The following is a 16655-nucleotide window of genomic DNA, read 5'->3' on the forward strand; positions in this document are numbered from 1 at the left end:
CAAGGCACGTATAATATGGGCGGTGCATCCCGTATCTTTTATAATCTCGCAGGTTATCCTGCAATCCCCAGTAAAGGAAATCGGTCAACTATGACCAAAAATGTCGCTGCCGTGAGGGTACCGACACCGCATGAGACGTCTGATGCCTCCAATCCGGTGAACGGTGCTGGATTCACGCTTAATTTACCGAATTTTGAGGGCCCATTCGACCTTCTCCTAACACTGATCACACGTCGTAAGCTCGATATTACAGACATTGCGCTTGCTGAAGTAACCGACGAGTTCCTGGAGTATCTGCATGCCCTATATTCACAGGGCACCGAACGCGCATTAGACGAGGCAAGCGATTTTTTGGTAACGGCAGCGACTCTGCTAGAGCTTAAAGCCGCCCGGCTACTCCCGCAGAATCATGAACCATTGGATCAGGATGTGGCTCTTCTAGAAGCGCGTGATTTGCTTTTTGCCCGGTTGCTTCAGTACCGCGCCTACCGTGAGGTAGCCGCTATTTTCGCTGATCGTTGGCGCGAAGAGACCCAGCGCTTTCCGCGGACCGTGGCGCTTGAACCTGTATTTGTGAAGGCCCTTCCAGAGCTTGTTTTCAAAGGGGGAGTGGAGGAATTTGCGCGTATTGCAGCGCAAGCATTTGCCCCGAAACTTTCGACTAATCTAGAACCGAATCCGGCTGATGTTGCTGAGGAACTGAATGAGCACCTTCACGGCGCCTCAACAACGATTGCACACGAAGAACAATATATTCTGGATGTACTTCTTGCGTGTAAACCGACGGTATCATCGGTAACATTTTCGGCACTGGTGCATGATGCTAAGGGACTTGACATTGCAGTTGTGCGTTTCTTGGCGCTCTTAGAACTGTATAAAGAGGGTGCGGTAGACGTACATCAGGATGCGCCGCTTGCCGAAATTTCGGTACGTGCTACCGAATATGCGCGTGCTTTTGTTCCTGCTGAACCGGCAGTGTCAGCACATGATACAAGGCAGGGCTACAGTCCAGAACATCGCGATAGCGCGGATGATCTTACCTTGTCAGAGAACGTTAAAAATGCAGGGGAGGAGACCGCATGAGCGAAGAATCCTTCGACTCTGCTGGTAAGACAGCCGTGCAGCAGCAGGGGAGCCGATTTGAGGATGAATTCACCGAGAATGATTTAGCGATGGTGAACCTAGGCTACTGGGACCCTAATGCCGATACTGAGACAGACAGTGAATCCGGAGAAGAATCTGATCGCGAAAATGCCTCGGTACCCGAGCAGACTTCTACTGACCAGGAACACAAAGCCGAAACTGAGCGCGATTCTGATAAAAATATAACGTCTTCGGATGCTCGGCATCCCGCTAAGATAACCCGGGCGGTTGCCGCTGATGCAGAGGAATTCTCGCGCGTTGAGCTTATTCCTGGGGGCGTGAAAAGCGCTATTGAAGCTATTCTTGCTGTTGCTGATACTCCTGTAAGTGTGCGCGAACTCTCTGCTGCCTTGATTGTCAATGAGCGCAGTATTGAGCACGCTCTTGACGAGCTTTATCGTGAATATAACGGTGACGATTCGGAATATGGTGAAGACACTCCCGCCCACGAGCCGCGTGGTTTTGAGCTTCGCCAAGTTGCCGGTGGCTGGCGGTTGTATTCTCGCGCCGATTTTGCTCCCTGGGTAGCGAGGTTTGTGACCCGTTCACAGAGCGCTACCCTGAGCAAAAGCGCATATGAAACCCTGGCAGTTATCGCTTACCGGCAGCCGGTTACGCGTGCCGCAATAGCCGCAGTCCGAGGAACAAACGCGGATGCATCGGTACGTCAGCTTGTACAGCGCCAGCTCGTGCGCGCGGCCGGTAAAGAGGAGGGAACCGGCGCGGTTCTTTACGAGACTACGGAACTTTTCTTGACAAAATTAGGTCTCAATTCTCTGGAAGAGCTTCCCGCGCTTGCGCCTCTTTTACCTGATGAAACCGAGGCAGCAGTGCTCTCTGACAGCCCCTCTGAACACGGTAATCGTAACTAACCTATCCGCCCGCGGACTAAATCTAGGAAGCGGCGGGCACCAAAATCTTGTGAAAACTTCAGACGAACGACATAAGGAATAAGACTATGACATATGGAAACTCTCGCGGTAAAAACCCCGAGTCGCGGAAACCTCGACCCGGCGCGAAACGTAATGGCGTGGGCGCTAGCTCCTCAACCCGAGGCGGTAAATTTAGCGGCAAAACTTCAGGCGGTGGAAAGTCTAAAGCCGGTACATCAGGGTCTCCACGCGCCGCGCGTAGCCACGGTGCGGGTGCTTCCAAGCGGGATAGGCGGGCGCCGCATCGCCCCTATCGTTCCGGTGAAGCTTTCCCGCATGAGCGCGGCGAATACAGGGTAAATAACTACTCTGGGCCACATCGCCCACGCCGTCCCCGTAATGCGCCTGTGGATCATTTTGATTTCTATGATCACGAAGGTGTACGCCTGCAAAAATTGATGGCGCAGGCAGGTGTTGCATCGCGTCGTGTATGTGAAGAGATGATCACGGAAGGACGAGTGACCGTTAACGGTGAGGTCGTGACCGAGCTGGGGGTGCGTGTTAATCCTGCCGATGTGATTGTGCAGGTTGATGGTATGACCGTGCAGACTAACGAAAAGCTCATCTACATGGCGTTCAATAAACCTGCTGGCGTCGTTTCCACGATGGAAGACCCCGATGGCCGCCCCTGCATTAAAGATTTTCTACGTGACTCTATGAATGAGCGCGTTTTCCATGTGGGACGATTAGACGTGGAAACCGAGGGTCTGCTGCTTCTTACTAACGACGGCGAGCTCGCAAACCGTTTAACACATCCTTCGTATGAGGTACCCAAAACGTATCTGGTGCAGGTGCGCGGTCCAGTAGAATCAGGTATTGGCGCTGAGCTAAAGAAAGGTATTCGCCTTGAAGACGGCGTATCGAGGGTGGACTCCTTTAAACTTGTGGATTCGGCACCCGGCCATGTGCTGATTGAAGTGACCATTCACTCGGGCAAGAACCGTATTGTGCGCCGCCTCTTTGAAGCCGTGGGGTATCCTGTGGAGAAACTTGTTCGTGTGCAGATGGGTCCCATTCGTATCGGATCGCAGAAGCAGGGGACTGTTCGTAATCTTTCTAAAGTCGAAATTGGGCATCTGCTTGCTTCGGTGGAGATGTAATGACAGAAACAACTATGACCCCCATGCTGGAAGGACCGGTCCTCGTGGTAGGGGCTGGCCTATTGGGTGCATCTATCGGGCTAGGTTTGCGTGCTGCGGGGCTTGAAGTTTATCTGCAGGATATTTCGCCCACCGTTGAAGCCGTCGCCGAAGATATTGGGGCAGGAACCCGGCTCGGTACCCTTGAGTCCGATGAGCGTGAATCCTTCGCCCCGCAGCTGGTAGTTGTGGCTTCTCCGCCGGATATAGCCGGAAAGCTTTGCATACAGGCATTGCGGGAGTATGCGCCTAGCCCCGGATATGCGGGCGCTACCGTGACCGACATTGCCTCCGTTAAAGTACAGCCTTTAGAGCAGGTACTCGCCTCTGATGCTGATGCTTCACGATACGTTGGTTCGCACCCGATGGCTGGGCGTGAAAAGACCGGCCCGGTTGCGGCGCGTGGGGAGCTTTTTCAGGCGCGTCCCTGGATTATCTGCGAACATGACGATGCACGTATCGAGTGCGTGCGATTAGTGCGCGCCCTTGCGGTAGAGCTTGGGTCTTTCGTGACGACTCTTAGCGCTGAAGAACACGACGAAACTGTTGCGTTGATTTCACATCTGCCGCAGGCTATGAGCTCCCTGCTAGCGACTCGGCTGCAGGAAACTCCCTTATATGCGCTTGGTTTAGCAGGGCAAGGGCTTCGCGATACGGTTCGCATCGCTGCTTCCGACCCCGCACTCTGGGTGCAGATTTTTGCGGCGAACGCAGCGCCTATCGTGAAAAGCCTCTATGGTGTGCGAGAAGATTTAAACCGTCTGATTGAAACATTAGAAGATCCTTTGGCATCGGGCGCCAGGCTTGATCTTGCGCAGCTGATGAGCGAAGGTAACGCCGGTGTGGCACGCATCCCTGGTAAACACGGCGGAGTTCCGACGGCTTTTGCGACCCTCACCGTTTTGGTTGATGATGAGCCCGGAACTTTGGCACGGATGCTGGCAGATATTGGTGACTTGGGGGTTAACCTTGAAGATTTGCGACTGGAACACTCCACGGGCGCGCCCGTCGGTATGGCTGAGGTTTCGGTAAACCCGGCAAAACACGACTATTTGGTAGACGGGCTTACGGAACGAGGCTGGAAAGTCGTAAAATAGCTGGCGTTCTTCAGCAGTTACCCCCCGTAAGCCTGGATATTCAAGATTATTTTGACACTCAACATGCGGGACCCCTCGCAGACAGAAAGTAATGTTATGCATGAGAACCCTAAACTTACGATCGCGATCGATGGACCGTCAGGTTCTGGAAAATCATCGGTCTCAAAAGAAGTCGCACGCCATTTTGGGTTAGCTTACCTAGACACAGGCGCTATGTATCGTGCCGCAACCTATCGTGTACTTCAACTCGATATTGATCTTGCTGACCAAGACGCTATCGGGAAAGCTGTGCGAGAGATGCCGCTCGTCTTCGGAACCAATATCAAAGAAGAAGAAATTTTGATGGGCACCACCGATATTCGCGAGGAAATCCGCACTGAACGAATTTCTGGTGCCGTCTCTGCGGTAGCCTCTGTGCCTGCCGTTCGTGAACACCTCATCGAGCTACAGCGCTGGACGATCAACCACGCAGTCAACGGTATTGTGGCAGAGGGGCGAGATATTACGACCGTGGTGGCACCGGATGCAGATGCACGCATACTGCTAACCGCATCGGAAGAGGTACGCATGGCACGCCGTGGACTAGAGAACACCGAAAAATCAGGGGAGTCCGGCGACCTTACGCAGCAGATCTCTGAACGCGATACCCAGGATTCTAAGGTAAACAATTTTATGGAAGCCGCCCCCGGTGTAGCCTTGGTAGACAGCTCGGATCTGGATTTTAACGAGACCGTATCAGCAGTTATTAATGCTGTTAATGCACAGGTGAAGGCGAAACGACAAGCATCACGGGATGCCTCTGCAGGGACCGAGACCGCATAAAATACTTGAAAAGACAGCGAACATACTAGTGAGAAATTAAAGCTGCTAGGACAAGCCTTAAGCTGGCGTTCGCGCAGAAGAAAGGACGGCGCATGGCTGAGAACGACGCTACCCGCGACGACTACGAAGACAAATACCTAGGCGGCGGAGAAGATGACCTCACCGAACGTTTAGCCGATATTGACGACGAAACCGCAGAAGCGCGTGCGCAGGCTCTTCTGGAAGGACTCGACGACTATGACCTTGATGAAGAAGACCGTGCCCTTCTTGGCGCTTGGGGCTTTGACTTTGACGAAGACAACGAACAATTCGCCGATCCTGTAGTAGCTATCGTGGGGCGCCCCAACGTGGGAAAATCCACCATTATTAACCGCATTCTGGGGCGTCGGGAAGCCGTGGTAGAAGATAAGCCGGGCGTGACTCGCGACCGCGTCTCCTATAAAGCCGAATGGGTTGGCAAACGCTTTACCCTTGTCGATACCGGCGGCTGGGAGTCCGATGCTCGTGGTATTGACGCTCAGGTAGCGGATCAGGCAGAGATTGCGGTTGAGCAGGCCGATGTTGTCATCCTCGTTGTGGACGCACGCGTGGGAATTACCGCCTCAGACGAACAGATCGTGCGTATGCTTCGCCGTGTCAAGAAGCCTATCATTCTGATGGCAAATAAGATCGATGATTCCCACCTGGAACCGGAAATCTACAGCCTGTGGTCGCTGGGCATGGGACAGCCCTTCCCTGTTTCGGGTTTGCACGGTCGTGGCCTGGCGGATGCCCTCGACGAGCTTCTAGAGGTTATGCCCGAGCACTCCCAGTACGCGCAGCCGGAGGCACCGGGCGGACCTCGCCGTGTGGCACTTATCGGCCGCCCCAACGTGGGTAAATCCTCACTGCTGAACAAACTAGCGGGTTCCGAACGCGCCGTCGTGAACGATCTCGCGGGTACTACACGCGACCCTATTGATGAGGTTATTGATCTGGGGGGTTACCCGTGGCGATTCATCGATACAGCAGGTATTCGCCGTCGTCAGCATATGGCGAAAGGCGCTGAATTTTATTCTTCACTCCGCACCCAGACAGCTCTGGAACGCTCTGAAGTCGCGGTCGTACTTCTGGATGTTTCCGAACCGCTGAGCGAGCAGGATGTGCGCATCATTCAGACCACGATCGATTCCGGTCGCGCTATGGTATTGGCCTTCAACAAATGGGATACCCTCGATGAGGAACGCCGCGACATGCTCGAACGCGAAATTGACCGCGACCTGGCACATGTGAAATGGGCTCCGCGTGTGAATATCTCGGCAAAAACCGGCTGGCATAAAGATAAGCTGGTTCCCGCCCTGGAACGCTCGCTGGAATCTTGGGATTCGCGTATCCCAACCGGGCGACTGAACGCTTTCTTAGGTGAATTGGCGGCGGCGCATCCCCATCCGCTGCGTGGCGGTAAGCAGCCGCGCATCCTGTTCGGTACACAGGTGTCTTCACGCCCGCCGAAGTTTGTGCTCTTTACAACCGGGTTCTTAGACCCGGGGTATCGGCGTTTTATCACGCGCCGCCTGCGTGAAACCTTTGAGTTCACAGGTACGCCGATCGAAATTTCGATGCGCGTGCGCGAACGCCGCTCCCTCGGGGACCGTCAGGGGAGCAAAGCGAAAAAGAGCGGCAAGGGCTCACGCAAACGCTAACTTGCTACCCAAACGTGAACGAGCATAAGCACCCCACCCTTTATATCTTTGGTGGGGTGCTTATGCTTCCCTTGGCTAATTCGTCGCGCTCATCTAAAAAGGTACGTTTGCGAGTAACTGGGCGCGTTGCTCAGCTGTCATTTTGTCTACCCGCGCATAAGGAAGCCACCGGAAATTTTTGATCCCGGTCTTCCGGAAAATACTTTGTTTGAAAATTCTGACGGCGGGCGCTCGCATGATGTATTTGTATATGGGCAAGGGCATACCGAGCGGGGTTACAAGAACGATTTCGGTATCGTGATTCAGCGTAGTGACAAGCCGGTATTCGCTAGGCTGTGTGTACAGCAGATCTTTGGCGTAGACTTTATCGATAAAGCCCTTGGTCATGGCGGGCATAGAATCCCACCAGATAGGGAAGATAAAGATCAAGCGATCTGCGGATTTTACACGCGCCTGATAGTCCGCTATCTGGTTAGTGATGGGATTACCACGACGCCAGTTAGCAAGATCTTCTGCTCGCATGACCGGGTCGAAACCATCGGCATGTAGATCAAGAAGATCGACCTCGTCGCCGCGTGCCTCAAGTTTATCGGTTATATTCTTGCATAGGGCAGCGCAAAAAGACCGCTGATGGGGGATATTACGCCAAGCCTCGGCAGTGTAGGGATGATCGAAAATAATGAGGTTTTTCATGATGCCCTCTCTAAAAATCTGTAGCGTCTGTGAAGAGTCAGTGTGTTTTAACACTGTCATCGCAGTAGCCCATATGCAAGCAGGGCTTTGGCAGGAATCCAAGCATTCTGAAGAGACGCTATGTTCTCAAAGTTCCCTTAGTCGTCTGTGTGGAATATATATTGAGCGGCAGCGAAAAATCCAGTATTTTCGCGTTTTCTAAGTTGCACGGGGTGAGAACCTGGGGTATAGTTATTCGAGTGTTCGCAGGGATTTCCTGGAAACACGGTACATAATAGTGTGATGTACATCGGGTTGTGGCGCAGCTTGGTAGCGCACTTGACTGGGGGTCAAGGGGTCGCAGGTTCAAATCCTGTCAACCCGACGCAGAAGACGCTCTAATCGGTAAAACTATCGATTGGAGCGTTTTTATATTGGGTTTATCGTATATCGCTGTTTTCTGTCTACAACGCCGTTTTTTGTTAAGCTCTGCCGTGGTACGGGTAATCCCCGTCTTGGTTATTGGGCTGCTACTCTCGTATTTTTTACCGCATCTGAACATTCTTTAGATCTGTGAGGGCGATGTCACTGCAAGCTCTTTCTTGGATAGATTATTTCGCGAATCAATATCGTTTTTTGTCTCGATTCGTATACTTTGCGTATTATGGCTTTCACTAGGCAAGAATACGCTTTAGGTGAAAGTACAACTATGATGTTCCTGTCTTTGAGTGGGAATACTTGCGAATTATTCTGTCGATAGTGGTATATTTTGGAGTGGATGAGGTGTCTACAGCTGGTCTGCCAAGGTAAATTCCTTGACACTACAAAGAGGTACTGGTAGCGCAGTGTGGAAGCAACATCCGCACACACTGGCTTTCATAGCCAAAAACCACAGAATCGCAACCGTGGATCTTGGGTAAAAGTTCATGAACCCACGTTAATCCACATTAGCGGTACGCAGTGACCACTAAGAACCGCGTATGTCGCGGAAAGGAAAAACCATGTGGCAGCAGGTATATGACCCGCTCAATTCCACTATGCTCTCAGCACTAGTAGCGGTAATCCCCATTGTCTTCTTCCTCCTTGGACTAACCATTCTCAAACTCAGCGGTATCAAAGCGGCGATTATTTCTCTCGCACTCGCACTCGGTATCGGAATCTTCGTATTTGGGCTGCCAGTAGGCGCTGGAGCGGGCTCAATCCTTTATGGTTTCTTGGCTGGCCTATGGCCTATCGGCTGGATCGTGCTCATGGCGGTGTGGCTATACCGCATTACAGTGCGTTCCGGTCACTTCGACATTGTTCGTTCCTCTATCTCGGCCATCTCCACTGACCAGCGTATCCAGATGCTGCTGATCGCATTCTGCTTCGGTGGATTTCTCGAAGGCGCGGCAGGGTTCGGTATTCCGATCGCAATTTGTGCGGCTTTGCTGGTCAGCCTCGGGTTTAACCCGCTCAAGGCCGCAATGTTCGCGCTGGTTGCTAACGTTTCATCCGGTGCATACGGTGCTATCGGTATTCCGGTCAGCACCGGCGCCGAAAAAGGCAGTATTCCTCTGGCCGAATTATCGGCAAATATGGTTCCTGTGCTGCAGATTTTTGCGATGCTTATCCCAGTGCTCATGGTCGTTATCCAAGACGGGATACGCGGGTTACGCGAAACCGGCTTGGTGGCTCTGATTGTTGGTGCCGTTTACTCTGGCGGACAATCCCTTCTGCTACTGACCTTGGGAAACCCTGAGCTGGTTGATATTATTCCGCCGCTTCTATCATTGATCGTTTTGGCTCTCATCATGCGCGCATGGCAACCCAAGCATATTTTCCGTGAGCCTACCGCTCCCTCCCTGGAGGAAGTGCAAGCACAAGGCGAGACCAAGCATACCTCCGGTGAAATATTCAAGGCTTGGAGCCCATTCATCTACCTGTCCGTCGCAATTCTGCTCTGGTCTACGGTTCTAAAACCGGTATTCGCTAAAGCAGCTAAAGCAGGGGAGAGCGATGGCCCCCTAGGTTTCACTAATATCCTTGTCAATGTTCCTGGTATTCATGGGGCGATCGAGCAGGTGGCTCCTATCGCTAAAAACCCGACCCCTGTGAAAGCCGTCTTCACCTGGAATATTCTGGGAGCCTCGGGTACCGCGATCCTTGTGGCTGTTATTATTACCGTGCTGTTCTCCTCCATCAGCTGGAAGGCCGCTTTCGAAGAGCTGGGCGGTGCTTGGAAACAGCTGCAGACGCCCATCATTATGATCTGTCTTGTGATGTCAGTTGCTAACGTGATGAACTATGCGGGTATGATCTCTTCCATCGCACTGGCCGTTGCGACGGTGGGTACATTCTTCCCATTCTTCTCACCGATTATTGGTTGGATTGGCGTTTTTGTGACCGGTTCGGTGGTTAACAACAATATTCTCTTCGCGGGTCTGCAATCGACTACCGCTCACCAGATCGGCGTGAACCCCACCCTGCTGGTGGCATCAAATACCGCCGGCGGTGTGATGGCGAAGATTGTCTCGCCGCAGTCTATCGCTATTGCGGCTGCATCTGTGGAAAGCTCTGGGCAGGAGTCGAAGATCACCTCAATGGCGATCAAGTACAGCGCCATTTTGCTGGTGCTGACCTGCGTGTGGGTATACCTGCTGTCGCTCGTCGTCCACTAGCACATACCCCCGAATGCGCCAGTCTTGTGCCTCGAACGAGGTATGAGCTGGCGTATTCTGTATGTAAGTGGGAGGAGGTTCCTCTTGTTTATCCTTGAGCCTTGGCTGTCTTACGGATTATGACGATGAGATAGTAGAATTGGTGCTTGATTTACCGACTACCTTCGAGAAAGAGGAAATAACAATGTCTACCTTGGCAAGCGTCGTCACGGTCTTCGCATTCGTGTCCATCGCTATTCACGTGTATATCTGGATTCTTGAGACTTTCCTGTGGACTAAACCTCGGGGTCGGAATACCTTCGGTACCACGGAAGAATTTGCCGAAGCCTCCAAAGAAATGGCTGCAAATCAAGGGCTCTACAATCTCATGCTGGCCTGGATTGCAGCAACCGGCCTGTTAGCGTTCTGGGTTGGTGGTCTGCCTCAAGTTGGCATAGCCCTCATGTTTGCCGGTCTAGGTTCGATGGCCGTCGCGGGAATTTATCTCTTCGCGACCTCACCGGATAAGCGTAAACCCGCGCTGATTCAGTGCGTGCCGCCAATCCTATCTCTCGTACTGCTTTTCACGATGGTGTCATAACGCAGAGCTTCACGAAATAAGACCGAGCTTGCAACATGATAGAGGTTTCTGCTTTCGCCTTTCAGTAGGCGGGGCAGGAATCTCTTCGTTTTAACCAAGACCCTTTATATCTATGAGCCCCGACGCAATTCTCCTTCGGGAGTGAATAATCCTGATGATCCACGCCGGTGTGAGTCCAGTAGGTGCGCATCTACCATACCAATGGCACACATTAAGGCGTAACAGCTGGTTGGACCTAGAAATTTGCCTCCGAGCTTCTTGAATGCTTTCGACATGGTTACAGAGACGTCGTTTTGTGTAGGAACCTCCTCAAGGGTGCTTGGAGTAATAGTGCTTTCGGGAAGGAAAGACCAGATAAAAGCGGGTAAACCAGGTTCAACCCATAACCCGTTCGGAAGGTGAAATCCCGCTAATGACTCGTCTCCAGCAGCTGCACGCTCGCGTAGGTTAAGAGTTAGTCGTGCGTTTGAGATAGTGGCACGAATCTTGAGGTTGTTCCGAATAATACGTTTATCGTGGAGTAGCCGTTCGACATCATCGTCTGTAAAGGCTGCAAGTTTTTCAGGAACAAAATCGGCAAAGACTTCTCGAAACACTGGCCTTTTGACTAAGACCGTATACCACGAAAGCCCTGCCTGGAATCCTTCGAGGCACACCCGTTCAAGCATCCCGGTTTCATGGGTGATAGGTATGCCCCACTCCTTATCGTAGTAGTCGCGTTCAAGGTCATGACGTACCCAAGCAGGATATTTTCGGTCTGCACTCGTTTCGACTTTGCCAGAAGCGACAGCGTTCGCAGAATTATCTGACGCCATGACTACCTCCTAGTATCGTAAATATGTACTAGTATAGTATATAGAAATTCAGCTGGAAGGCAACTATAGAATATTATTTCGATAAAATAGTCGAGAGTCTAAAAGAGTCGACCCTCGCGAATTTCTGCAGGTTCTTCGAGGTTTAGAAGGAACTGTTTGCGGTCGAGCCCGCCTGCGTAGCCGGTGAGCTTGCCATTAGACCCCAAAACGCGATGACAGGGGATGATGATTGAAATTTTATTGTGCCCAACAGCTTGTCCTACCGCCTGTGCGGGTGCTCCCGGTCCCACGGCATGCGAAATGGTTCCGTAGGTCGTGGTGTATCCGTAGGGGACTGAACATAAATATTCCCATACCATGAGCTGAAAATCTGTTCCCTCAGGCGCTAAAGGAATTGTGAAGGTTGTACGTTTGCCGCCGAAATACTCCTGCAGTTCGCGAGTGGTGTGCTTAAGGATGCTCGCTGCAGGCGCTGGCTCGCTGTTTGCAGCGATTGCCGAGGGGTCTGGAATAAACTCACCGAGCTCGTCTGGTATAGGAAAATGTGTCTGTTCTTCATACCAAAGCCCGGTAAGAGCTTTGGAGCTTGCTGCAAGATAAAGGTGTCCTACTGGGCTGTCGATGAGGCTGTGCCAGCGCTTTGTTGTGGTGTTAATGGGCTCTTGTGGTGCTTTAGGTTTCTTCTCGCTCATGACAGCTCCTTTGCGTTTTTACTTCCTTAATCATAAACTCTGCCGCGAAAACATGACATAGAAAAACTTTACATTGCATATTACTATATAAAAATATGATATAAAATACATAGTTGTTTTTAAATTTTTTAGTTATTTTGGGTAAAATAAAACTTACACACTCACTCTTTCACTCATATAATTCGGGACCCAAAGATGACTTCCTTGACTTACCCGCAAAAAACTGTGGGCGCGCATACCGTACATTCGGTGCCAAACCTAGATTACTGGCGTAATTTAGTTCTTGACTATCTTGATGATAGTGATGACATAAATCTTTATTTCGCTGCCCAAAAGCTCAACGTTTTAGTACCTGAAGACCCGGTAGGTTTATATGGACTAGCTTGCGCTCAACGGTATAGAGGGGAACTTAATACCGCATATTTTAATGTTATCCAAGCACGTCGACGATTGGCATACAATTCCGGGTTTCCCGTAACCTATGAGGAAGCTCTAGAACTTGAAGCAGCTATTGCCGTCGATCTGGGACATATTACAACTGCGATCGATCGGTATGGGGAACTCATTGAGTTGAACCCCTTAGAACCTAACTATGTATCGGCTCGCGCAAAGTTATTCGATACTGCTGAGAACATGACGGTTAGCGCGCATAAGCGACGGCAGGGGCAGGACGATTCCTCTCTGACTGATGCGCAGACCAGCCTGTTTTTGCGCGCTGCTGAGGCGCACGCAATCGAGTTTGAAGGTAAGCCTGTTTTTGTCTCTTACGAGGCCGCTCTCGATGCAGCCAAGACGCTGGGGCGCATCCGGGATATTCAGAAGGCGTCGCAAAGTCTCAGAACGCGATATGCCGAATTGCAATCCGCTGTTACCTATGCTCTCCGTAGAAATTTTGTGCGTTACCAATGGTGGCAATTTTGTCTTTACGTTCTGTGCGGAATGACTCTGCCAGGATCGGTCATGAACAATATTGCAAAAGATATTGCAGAAAAGGGGAGCGCTGGAGTTTTCTCTGGAATATTCACGAGTATTATGATGATTTCTATCTTTACGCTTGTGGGACTTTATTTTTTCTACCCCGCAGGGCATAAATACAATGCTCGTCGTGTGCGTAAACGTGATGCAAAACTACGTGCAGAGATGCTTGAAGAACCTGAGAGCATCTCTAGTTAACCCTGCGAATCCTGCGATGATAGACTCGTATCCCGTACACTTTCCTGCATATCGTCCGCTTTTCCCTACGAAGATGCAGGAAAGTGTACGGGATATTTCTAATCCTCTAGGTGTATCACCTAATCTTCTGAGACGCTGGCTGCTTTTTCGATAGGTTTGATACCCTAAACATACGCAGCGCCGAAGGGAGTGCGTAGATGCCCATACGTTTTTCTAGCGAGCAGGAAGCCAGAGACTATTCTCAGAGCGTGCCGGTTCTCCCGCTTTCGACGATGCGCGTGAGTATCAGTCCTGATGCTCGTAAACACAAGCGGCTATTTTTTGCCCCGGTTTTATTATATAGATATACAGTTTGAGACCAGCCAAGAGACCGTTGTTATTGGTGGGTATGAGTTCTATGACCGTGCGTTGACCATGTTAGACACTGATCCTGATCACGTGCTTATTGGTGATAATAGGCCACCTTTTCTGATGGGCGGTGGTTTCCCAGGTGTGTATGCAGGAGAACTCAGAGATGCATATCATGTCCCAGAAGATTATTTAGCTTTAACCAGCGCAGATTGTGAACGTATTATCGCGACCGTTGACCCGAACGAAATTCCTATGCTTCGTACTTGGATGGCTAGAGTTGTCTCTTAAAATCCGAACGGTATACCTTATATCCGGTGGCTTAACTACTCGACAGCATAGTTTGTCAATGTATAGGGGACTCTGCTTCCCAAATTGCCAGCGTCTAGGATAATCATCAATATCAAGTGTGATGGTGCCGGAGTTGGACTCTTTCACGATTTCAGGTGCACTATAGGTTACGCGAAAACCTATTGGAGGGGTTTGCTATGGAATCGATGCGCCAGATGATGACGGTGCTCCAGCGCGCGATTCCTGATGCGGGCGTGTGGTGGCCAGCCGAAACAAAATTCGAGATCTTGGTAGGCGCAGTATTGGTGCAAAATACCACGTGGACGAACACCGAAACCGCATTGGCAAACTTGCGTACCCTTGACCTTCTCACTCCTGAAACATTCGCTGCAGCTGATTCGGCTGTGGTACAAGAAGCGATCCGCCCCTCAGGATATTGGCGTACTAAAACCGTCTATCTGCAAACCGTTACCGATTGGTTCCTCACTACTGACACCCTTGCTGAATCTATGAGTGATACACAGTTGAGAGCATCGCTGCTCGGGGTGAAGGGTGTAGGTGAGGAAACCGCTGACGATATTTTGCTGTATGCCTACCACCGAGGCGTGTTTATTTACGATGCTTATGCGCGCAGGCTTCTCGCAGCGGCTGGATGGGGAGATTACACCACCTATGCGCAAGCACGCAAAGCGTGTGATGAACGCATCCGTTCTGAAGCATTGAGTGTTGAAGAGTACGGGCTGTTACATGGGCTAATCGTCCAAGCAGGAAAAGCAGCCCGAACCGCCGGAGGATGGCAAACCTATTGGCCTGCCATTGCTGGTAACTAGGGTTGTTCTCATACCTGATATAGACACGTGCTGTAATTACCCCGTACATTTTCCTGCAATTTCGTAGGGTAGAAGCGTACGATATGCGGCGAAATGTACGGGATACAGTAAAAATTAAAGCCCGCACTCTTTTGCATATCTCGAACAGCGGTGCTGTGCGTTTTACGCAAAAGAGTGCGGGCTTTATGTACGAAGAAAATTCTTAGGAAGTCGGCACGTCCTCATCCACCCAGTCGAGGGTACGTGCCACGGCCTTCTTCCAGAGGCGGTACTGGCGGTCTACCTCGGACTGCTCCATGGCAGGCAGCCACCGCTTATCCTCAGCCCAGTTTTCGACAACGTCTTTCTCGCCGTCCCAGAAACCGACCGCAATACCGGCTGCGTAGGCGGCACCCAACGCAGTAGTCTCAATAACCTTCGGACGGATCACCGGAACCCCAAGAATATCTGCCTGGAACTGCATCAGGAACTCGTTCGCGGTCATACCGCCATCCACACGCAGCTCGGAAAGCTTCACACCGGAATCGGCGTTCATCGCATCCAACACCTCGCGGGTCTGGAAAGCGGTTGCCTCCAACGCCGCGCGCACAATGTGCGCCTTGTTTACATAGCGGGTTAAGCCCACGATCACGCCGCGCGCATCTGAACGCCAATGCGGTGCAAACAGACCCGAGAATGCGGGAACCACATAGCAACCACCCGAATCCTCAACCGAGGTTGCTAGTGCTTCGGAATCAGAGGCGTTGGTGAGCATGCCCAGGTTATCGCGGAGCCACTGAATCAGCGAACCGCTCATCGCAACCGAACCCTCTAGGGCATAAACGGGGTCAGCGTCCCCAATCTTGTACGCCACGGTCGTAAGAAGGCCGTTATCTGAGAATACGGGCTCTTGTCCGGTGTTCATCAGCATGAAGTTACCGGTGCCGTAGGTGTTCTTTGCCATGCCCTTCTCGAAACAAGCCTGCCCGAAGGTTGCCGCCTGCTGATCGCCCAGAATACCGGCAATGGGTGTGCCGCGCATCAGACCGGTGGGGCGACCATAGCCGTAGACCTCAGATGAAGACTTGATTTCGGGGAGCATGCTCATGGGAATGCCCATATCGGCAGCGATCTGCGGATCCCACTCAAGAGTACGAATGTTCATGAGCAAAGTGCGGGATGCATTCGTAACGTCGGTTACATGTACACCGCCATCAACGCCGCCGGTTAGGTTCCACACTACCCAGCTGTCGGTGTTGCCAAAAAGCAGATCACCACGTTCGGCACGTTCACGGGCGCCGGGAATGTTATCAAGAATCCACTTAATCTTGGGTCCTGAGAAGTAGGTTGAAAGATTCAGACCCACAACATCGTGGTACTTACCCACGCCATCATCGCCAGCAATTTCATCGACAATCTCTTGGGTGCGGGTATCCTGCCAGACAATTGCGTTATAGACCGGCTCACCAGTGTTCTTATCCCACACCACCGTGGTCTCGCGTTGATTGGTGATGCCCACTGCAGCAATCTCGTGATGGTTTACCTCACCGTTTGCCATGGCCATTGCGGTGGCTTTACGCACGTTATCCCAAATCTCAACGGGGTTGTGCTCAACCCAGCCTGCCTTGGGGAAAATCTGCTCGTGCTCAAGCTGACCCACAGAAACGATCTTGCCCGCCTTATCGAAAAGGATAGCTCGGGAACTGGTGGTGCCCTGATCGATAGACATAATGTATTTACGTTCAACATCCAAAGTTGCCGAATGCAAGGAAGTAGTCATGAGTAACCTCACTTAAATGG

General features: G+C 51.6%; 15 protein-coding genes and 1 tRNA gene. 12 read left to right on the plus strand and 4 right to left on the minus strand.

What is annotated here, in order from left to right; all coding sequences use genetic code 11:
- Positions 1–90: 90 nt before the first annotated feature.
- From HMPREF0733_RS07740 to der, 6 genes are all read left to right on the plus strand, one after another.
- On the plus strand, positions 91–1083 hold the full coding sequence (locus tag HMPREF0733_RS07740; RefSeq protein ID WP_013398803.1) for a segregation and condensation protein A: 993 nt from the start codon (positions 91–93) through the stop codon (positions 1081–1083).
- Positions 1080–2015, plus strand: coding sequence for an SMC-Scp complex subunit ScpB (scpB, locus tag HMPREF0733_RS07745; protein ID WP_013398804.1), 936 nt, complete (start codon positions 1080–1082; stop codon positions 2013–2015). Before HMPREF0733_RS07740 ends, scpB begins: the two co-directional genes overlap by 4 nt.
- Before the next feature lie 86 nt (positions 2016–2101).
- The gene (locus tag HMPREF0733_RS07750) at positions 2102–3175 is read left to right on the plus strand and encodes a pseudouridine synthase (protein WP_013398805.1); all 1074 of its coding nucleotides are present in this window, start codon (positions 2102–2104) and stop codon (positions 3173–3175) included.
- Positions 3175–4311, plus strand: coding sequence for a prephenate dehydrogenase (locus HMPREF0733_RS07755; RefSeq protein ID WP_013398806.1), 1137 nt, complete (start codon positions 3175–3177; stop codon positions 4309–4311). Before HMPREF0733_RS07750 ends, HMPREF0733_RS07755 begins: the two co-directional genes overlap by 1 nt.
- Before the next feature lie 96 nt (positions 4312–4407).
- Complete coding sequence (gene cmk, locus HMPREF0733_RS07760; protein WP_013398807.1) at positions 4408–5133, plus strand: (d)CMP kinase; 726 nt, start codon at positions 4408–4410, stop codon at positions 5131–5133.
- Between the two features lie 92 nt (positions 5134–5225).
- Positions 5226–6815, plus strand: a complete 1590-nt coding sequence (gene der, locus HMPREF0733_RS07765) for a ribosome biogenesis GTPase Der (protein ID WP_013398808.1) — start codon at positions 5226–5228, stop codon at positions 6813–6815.
- Positions 6816–6908: 93 nt separating this feature from the next.
- On the opposite strand, the gene HMPREF0733_RS07770 is transcribed toward der, so the two are convergent.
- On the minus strand, positions 6909–7508 hold the full coding sequence (locus HMPREF0733_RS07770) for an NAD(P)H-dependent oxidoreductase (protein ID WP_041321726.1): 600 nt from the start codon (positions 7506–7508) through the stop codon (positions 6909–6911).
- Between the two features lie 290 nt (positions 7509–7798).
- On the opposite strand from HMPREF0733_RS07770, the gene HMPREF0733_RS07775 reads away from it, so the two are divergent.
- The 3 genes from HMPREF0733_RS07775 to HMPREF0733_RS07785 all read left to right on the plus strand — a co-directional run bounded on the left by HMPREF0733_RS07775 (position 7799) and on the right by HMPREF0733_RS07785 (position 10727).
- A tRNA-Pro gene (locus tag HMPREF0733_RS07775) sits at positions 7799–7872 on the plus strand.
- Positions 7873–8488: 616 nt separating this feature from the next.
- Complete coding sequence (locus HMPREF0733_RS07780) at positions 8489–10147, plus strand: L-lactate permease (RefSeq protein ID WP_041321727.1); 1659 nt, start codon at positions 8489–8491, stop codon at positions 10145–10147.
- A gap of 184 nt (positions 10148–10331) precedes the next feature.
- Positions 10332–10727, plus strand: coding sequence for a DUF1304 domain-containing protein (locus HMPREF0733_RS07785; protein WP_013398811.1), 396 nt, complete (start codon positions 10332–10334; stop codon positions 10725–10727).
- 110 nt (positions 10728–10837) lie between these two features.
- On the opposite strand, the gene HMPREF0733_RS07790 is transcribed toward HMPREF0733_RS07785, so the two are convergent.
- A complete protein-coding gene (locus HMPREF0733_RS07790; protein WP_013398812.1) occupies positions 10838–11542 on the minus strand; it encodes a DNA-3-methyladenine glycosylase I in 705 nt (234 codons plus the stop codon).
- A gap of 98 nt (positions 11543–11640) precedes the next feature.
- Positions 11641–12234, minus strand: coding sequence for a methylated-DNA--[protein]-cysteine S-methyltransferase (locus tag HMPREF0733_RS07795; protein WP_013398813.1), 594 nt, complete (start codon positions 12232–12234; stop codon positions 11641–11643).
- A gap of 195 nt (positions 12235–12429) precedes the next feature.
- Between HMPREF0733_RS07795 and HMPREF0733_RS07800 the strand changes: the two genes are divergently transcribed.
- The 3 genes from HMPREF0733_RS07800 to HMPREF0733_RS07810 all read left to right on the plus strand — a co-directional run bounded on the left by HMPREF0733_RS07800 (position 12430) and on the right by HMPREF0733_RS07810 (position 14876).
- Positions 12430–13407, plus strand: coding sequence for a hypothetical protein (locus tag HMPREF0733_RS07800; protein WP_013398814.1), 978 nt, complete (start codon positions 12430–12432; stop codon positions 13405–13407).
- Between the two features lie 294 nt (positions 13408–13701).
- Positions 13702–14046 (plus strand): hypothetical protein, encoded by a 345-nt coding sequence (locus HMPREF0733_RS07805; protein WP_013398815.1) that lies wholly within the window; start codon positions 13702–13704, stop codon positions 14044–14046.
- 197 nt (positions 14047–14243) lie between these two features.
- On the plus strand, positions 14244–14876 hold the full coding sequence (locus tag HMPREF0733_RS07810) for an endonuclease III domain-containing protein (protein WP_013398816.1): 633 nt from the start codon (positions 14244–14246) through the stop codon (positions 14874–14876).
- A 202-nt stretch (positions 14877–15078) separates the two neighbouring features.
- Here HMPREF0733_RS07810 and glpK read toward each other — a convergent pair whose 3' ends face one another.
- On the minus strand, positions 15079–16635 hold the full coding sequence (gene glpK / locus HMPREF0733_RS07815) for a glycerol kinase GlpK (protein ID WP_013398818.1): 1557 nt from the start codon (positions 16633–16635) through the stop codon (positions 15079–15081).
- Positions 16636–16655 lie beyond the last annotated feature (20 nt).

Origin of the sequence: Rothia dentocariosa ATCC 17931 (genome assembly GCF_000164695.2) — a bacterium.
GTDB lineage: Bacteria > Actinomycetota > Actinomycetes > Actinomycetales > Micrococcaceae > Rothia > Rothia dentocariosa.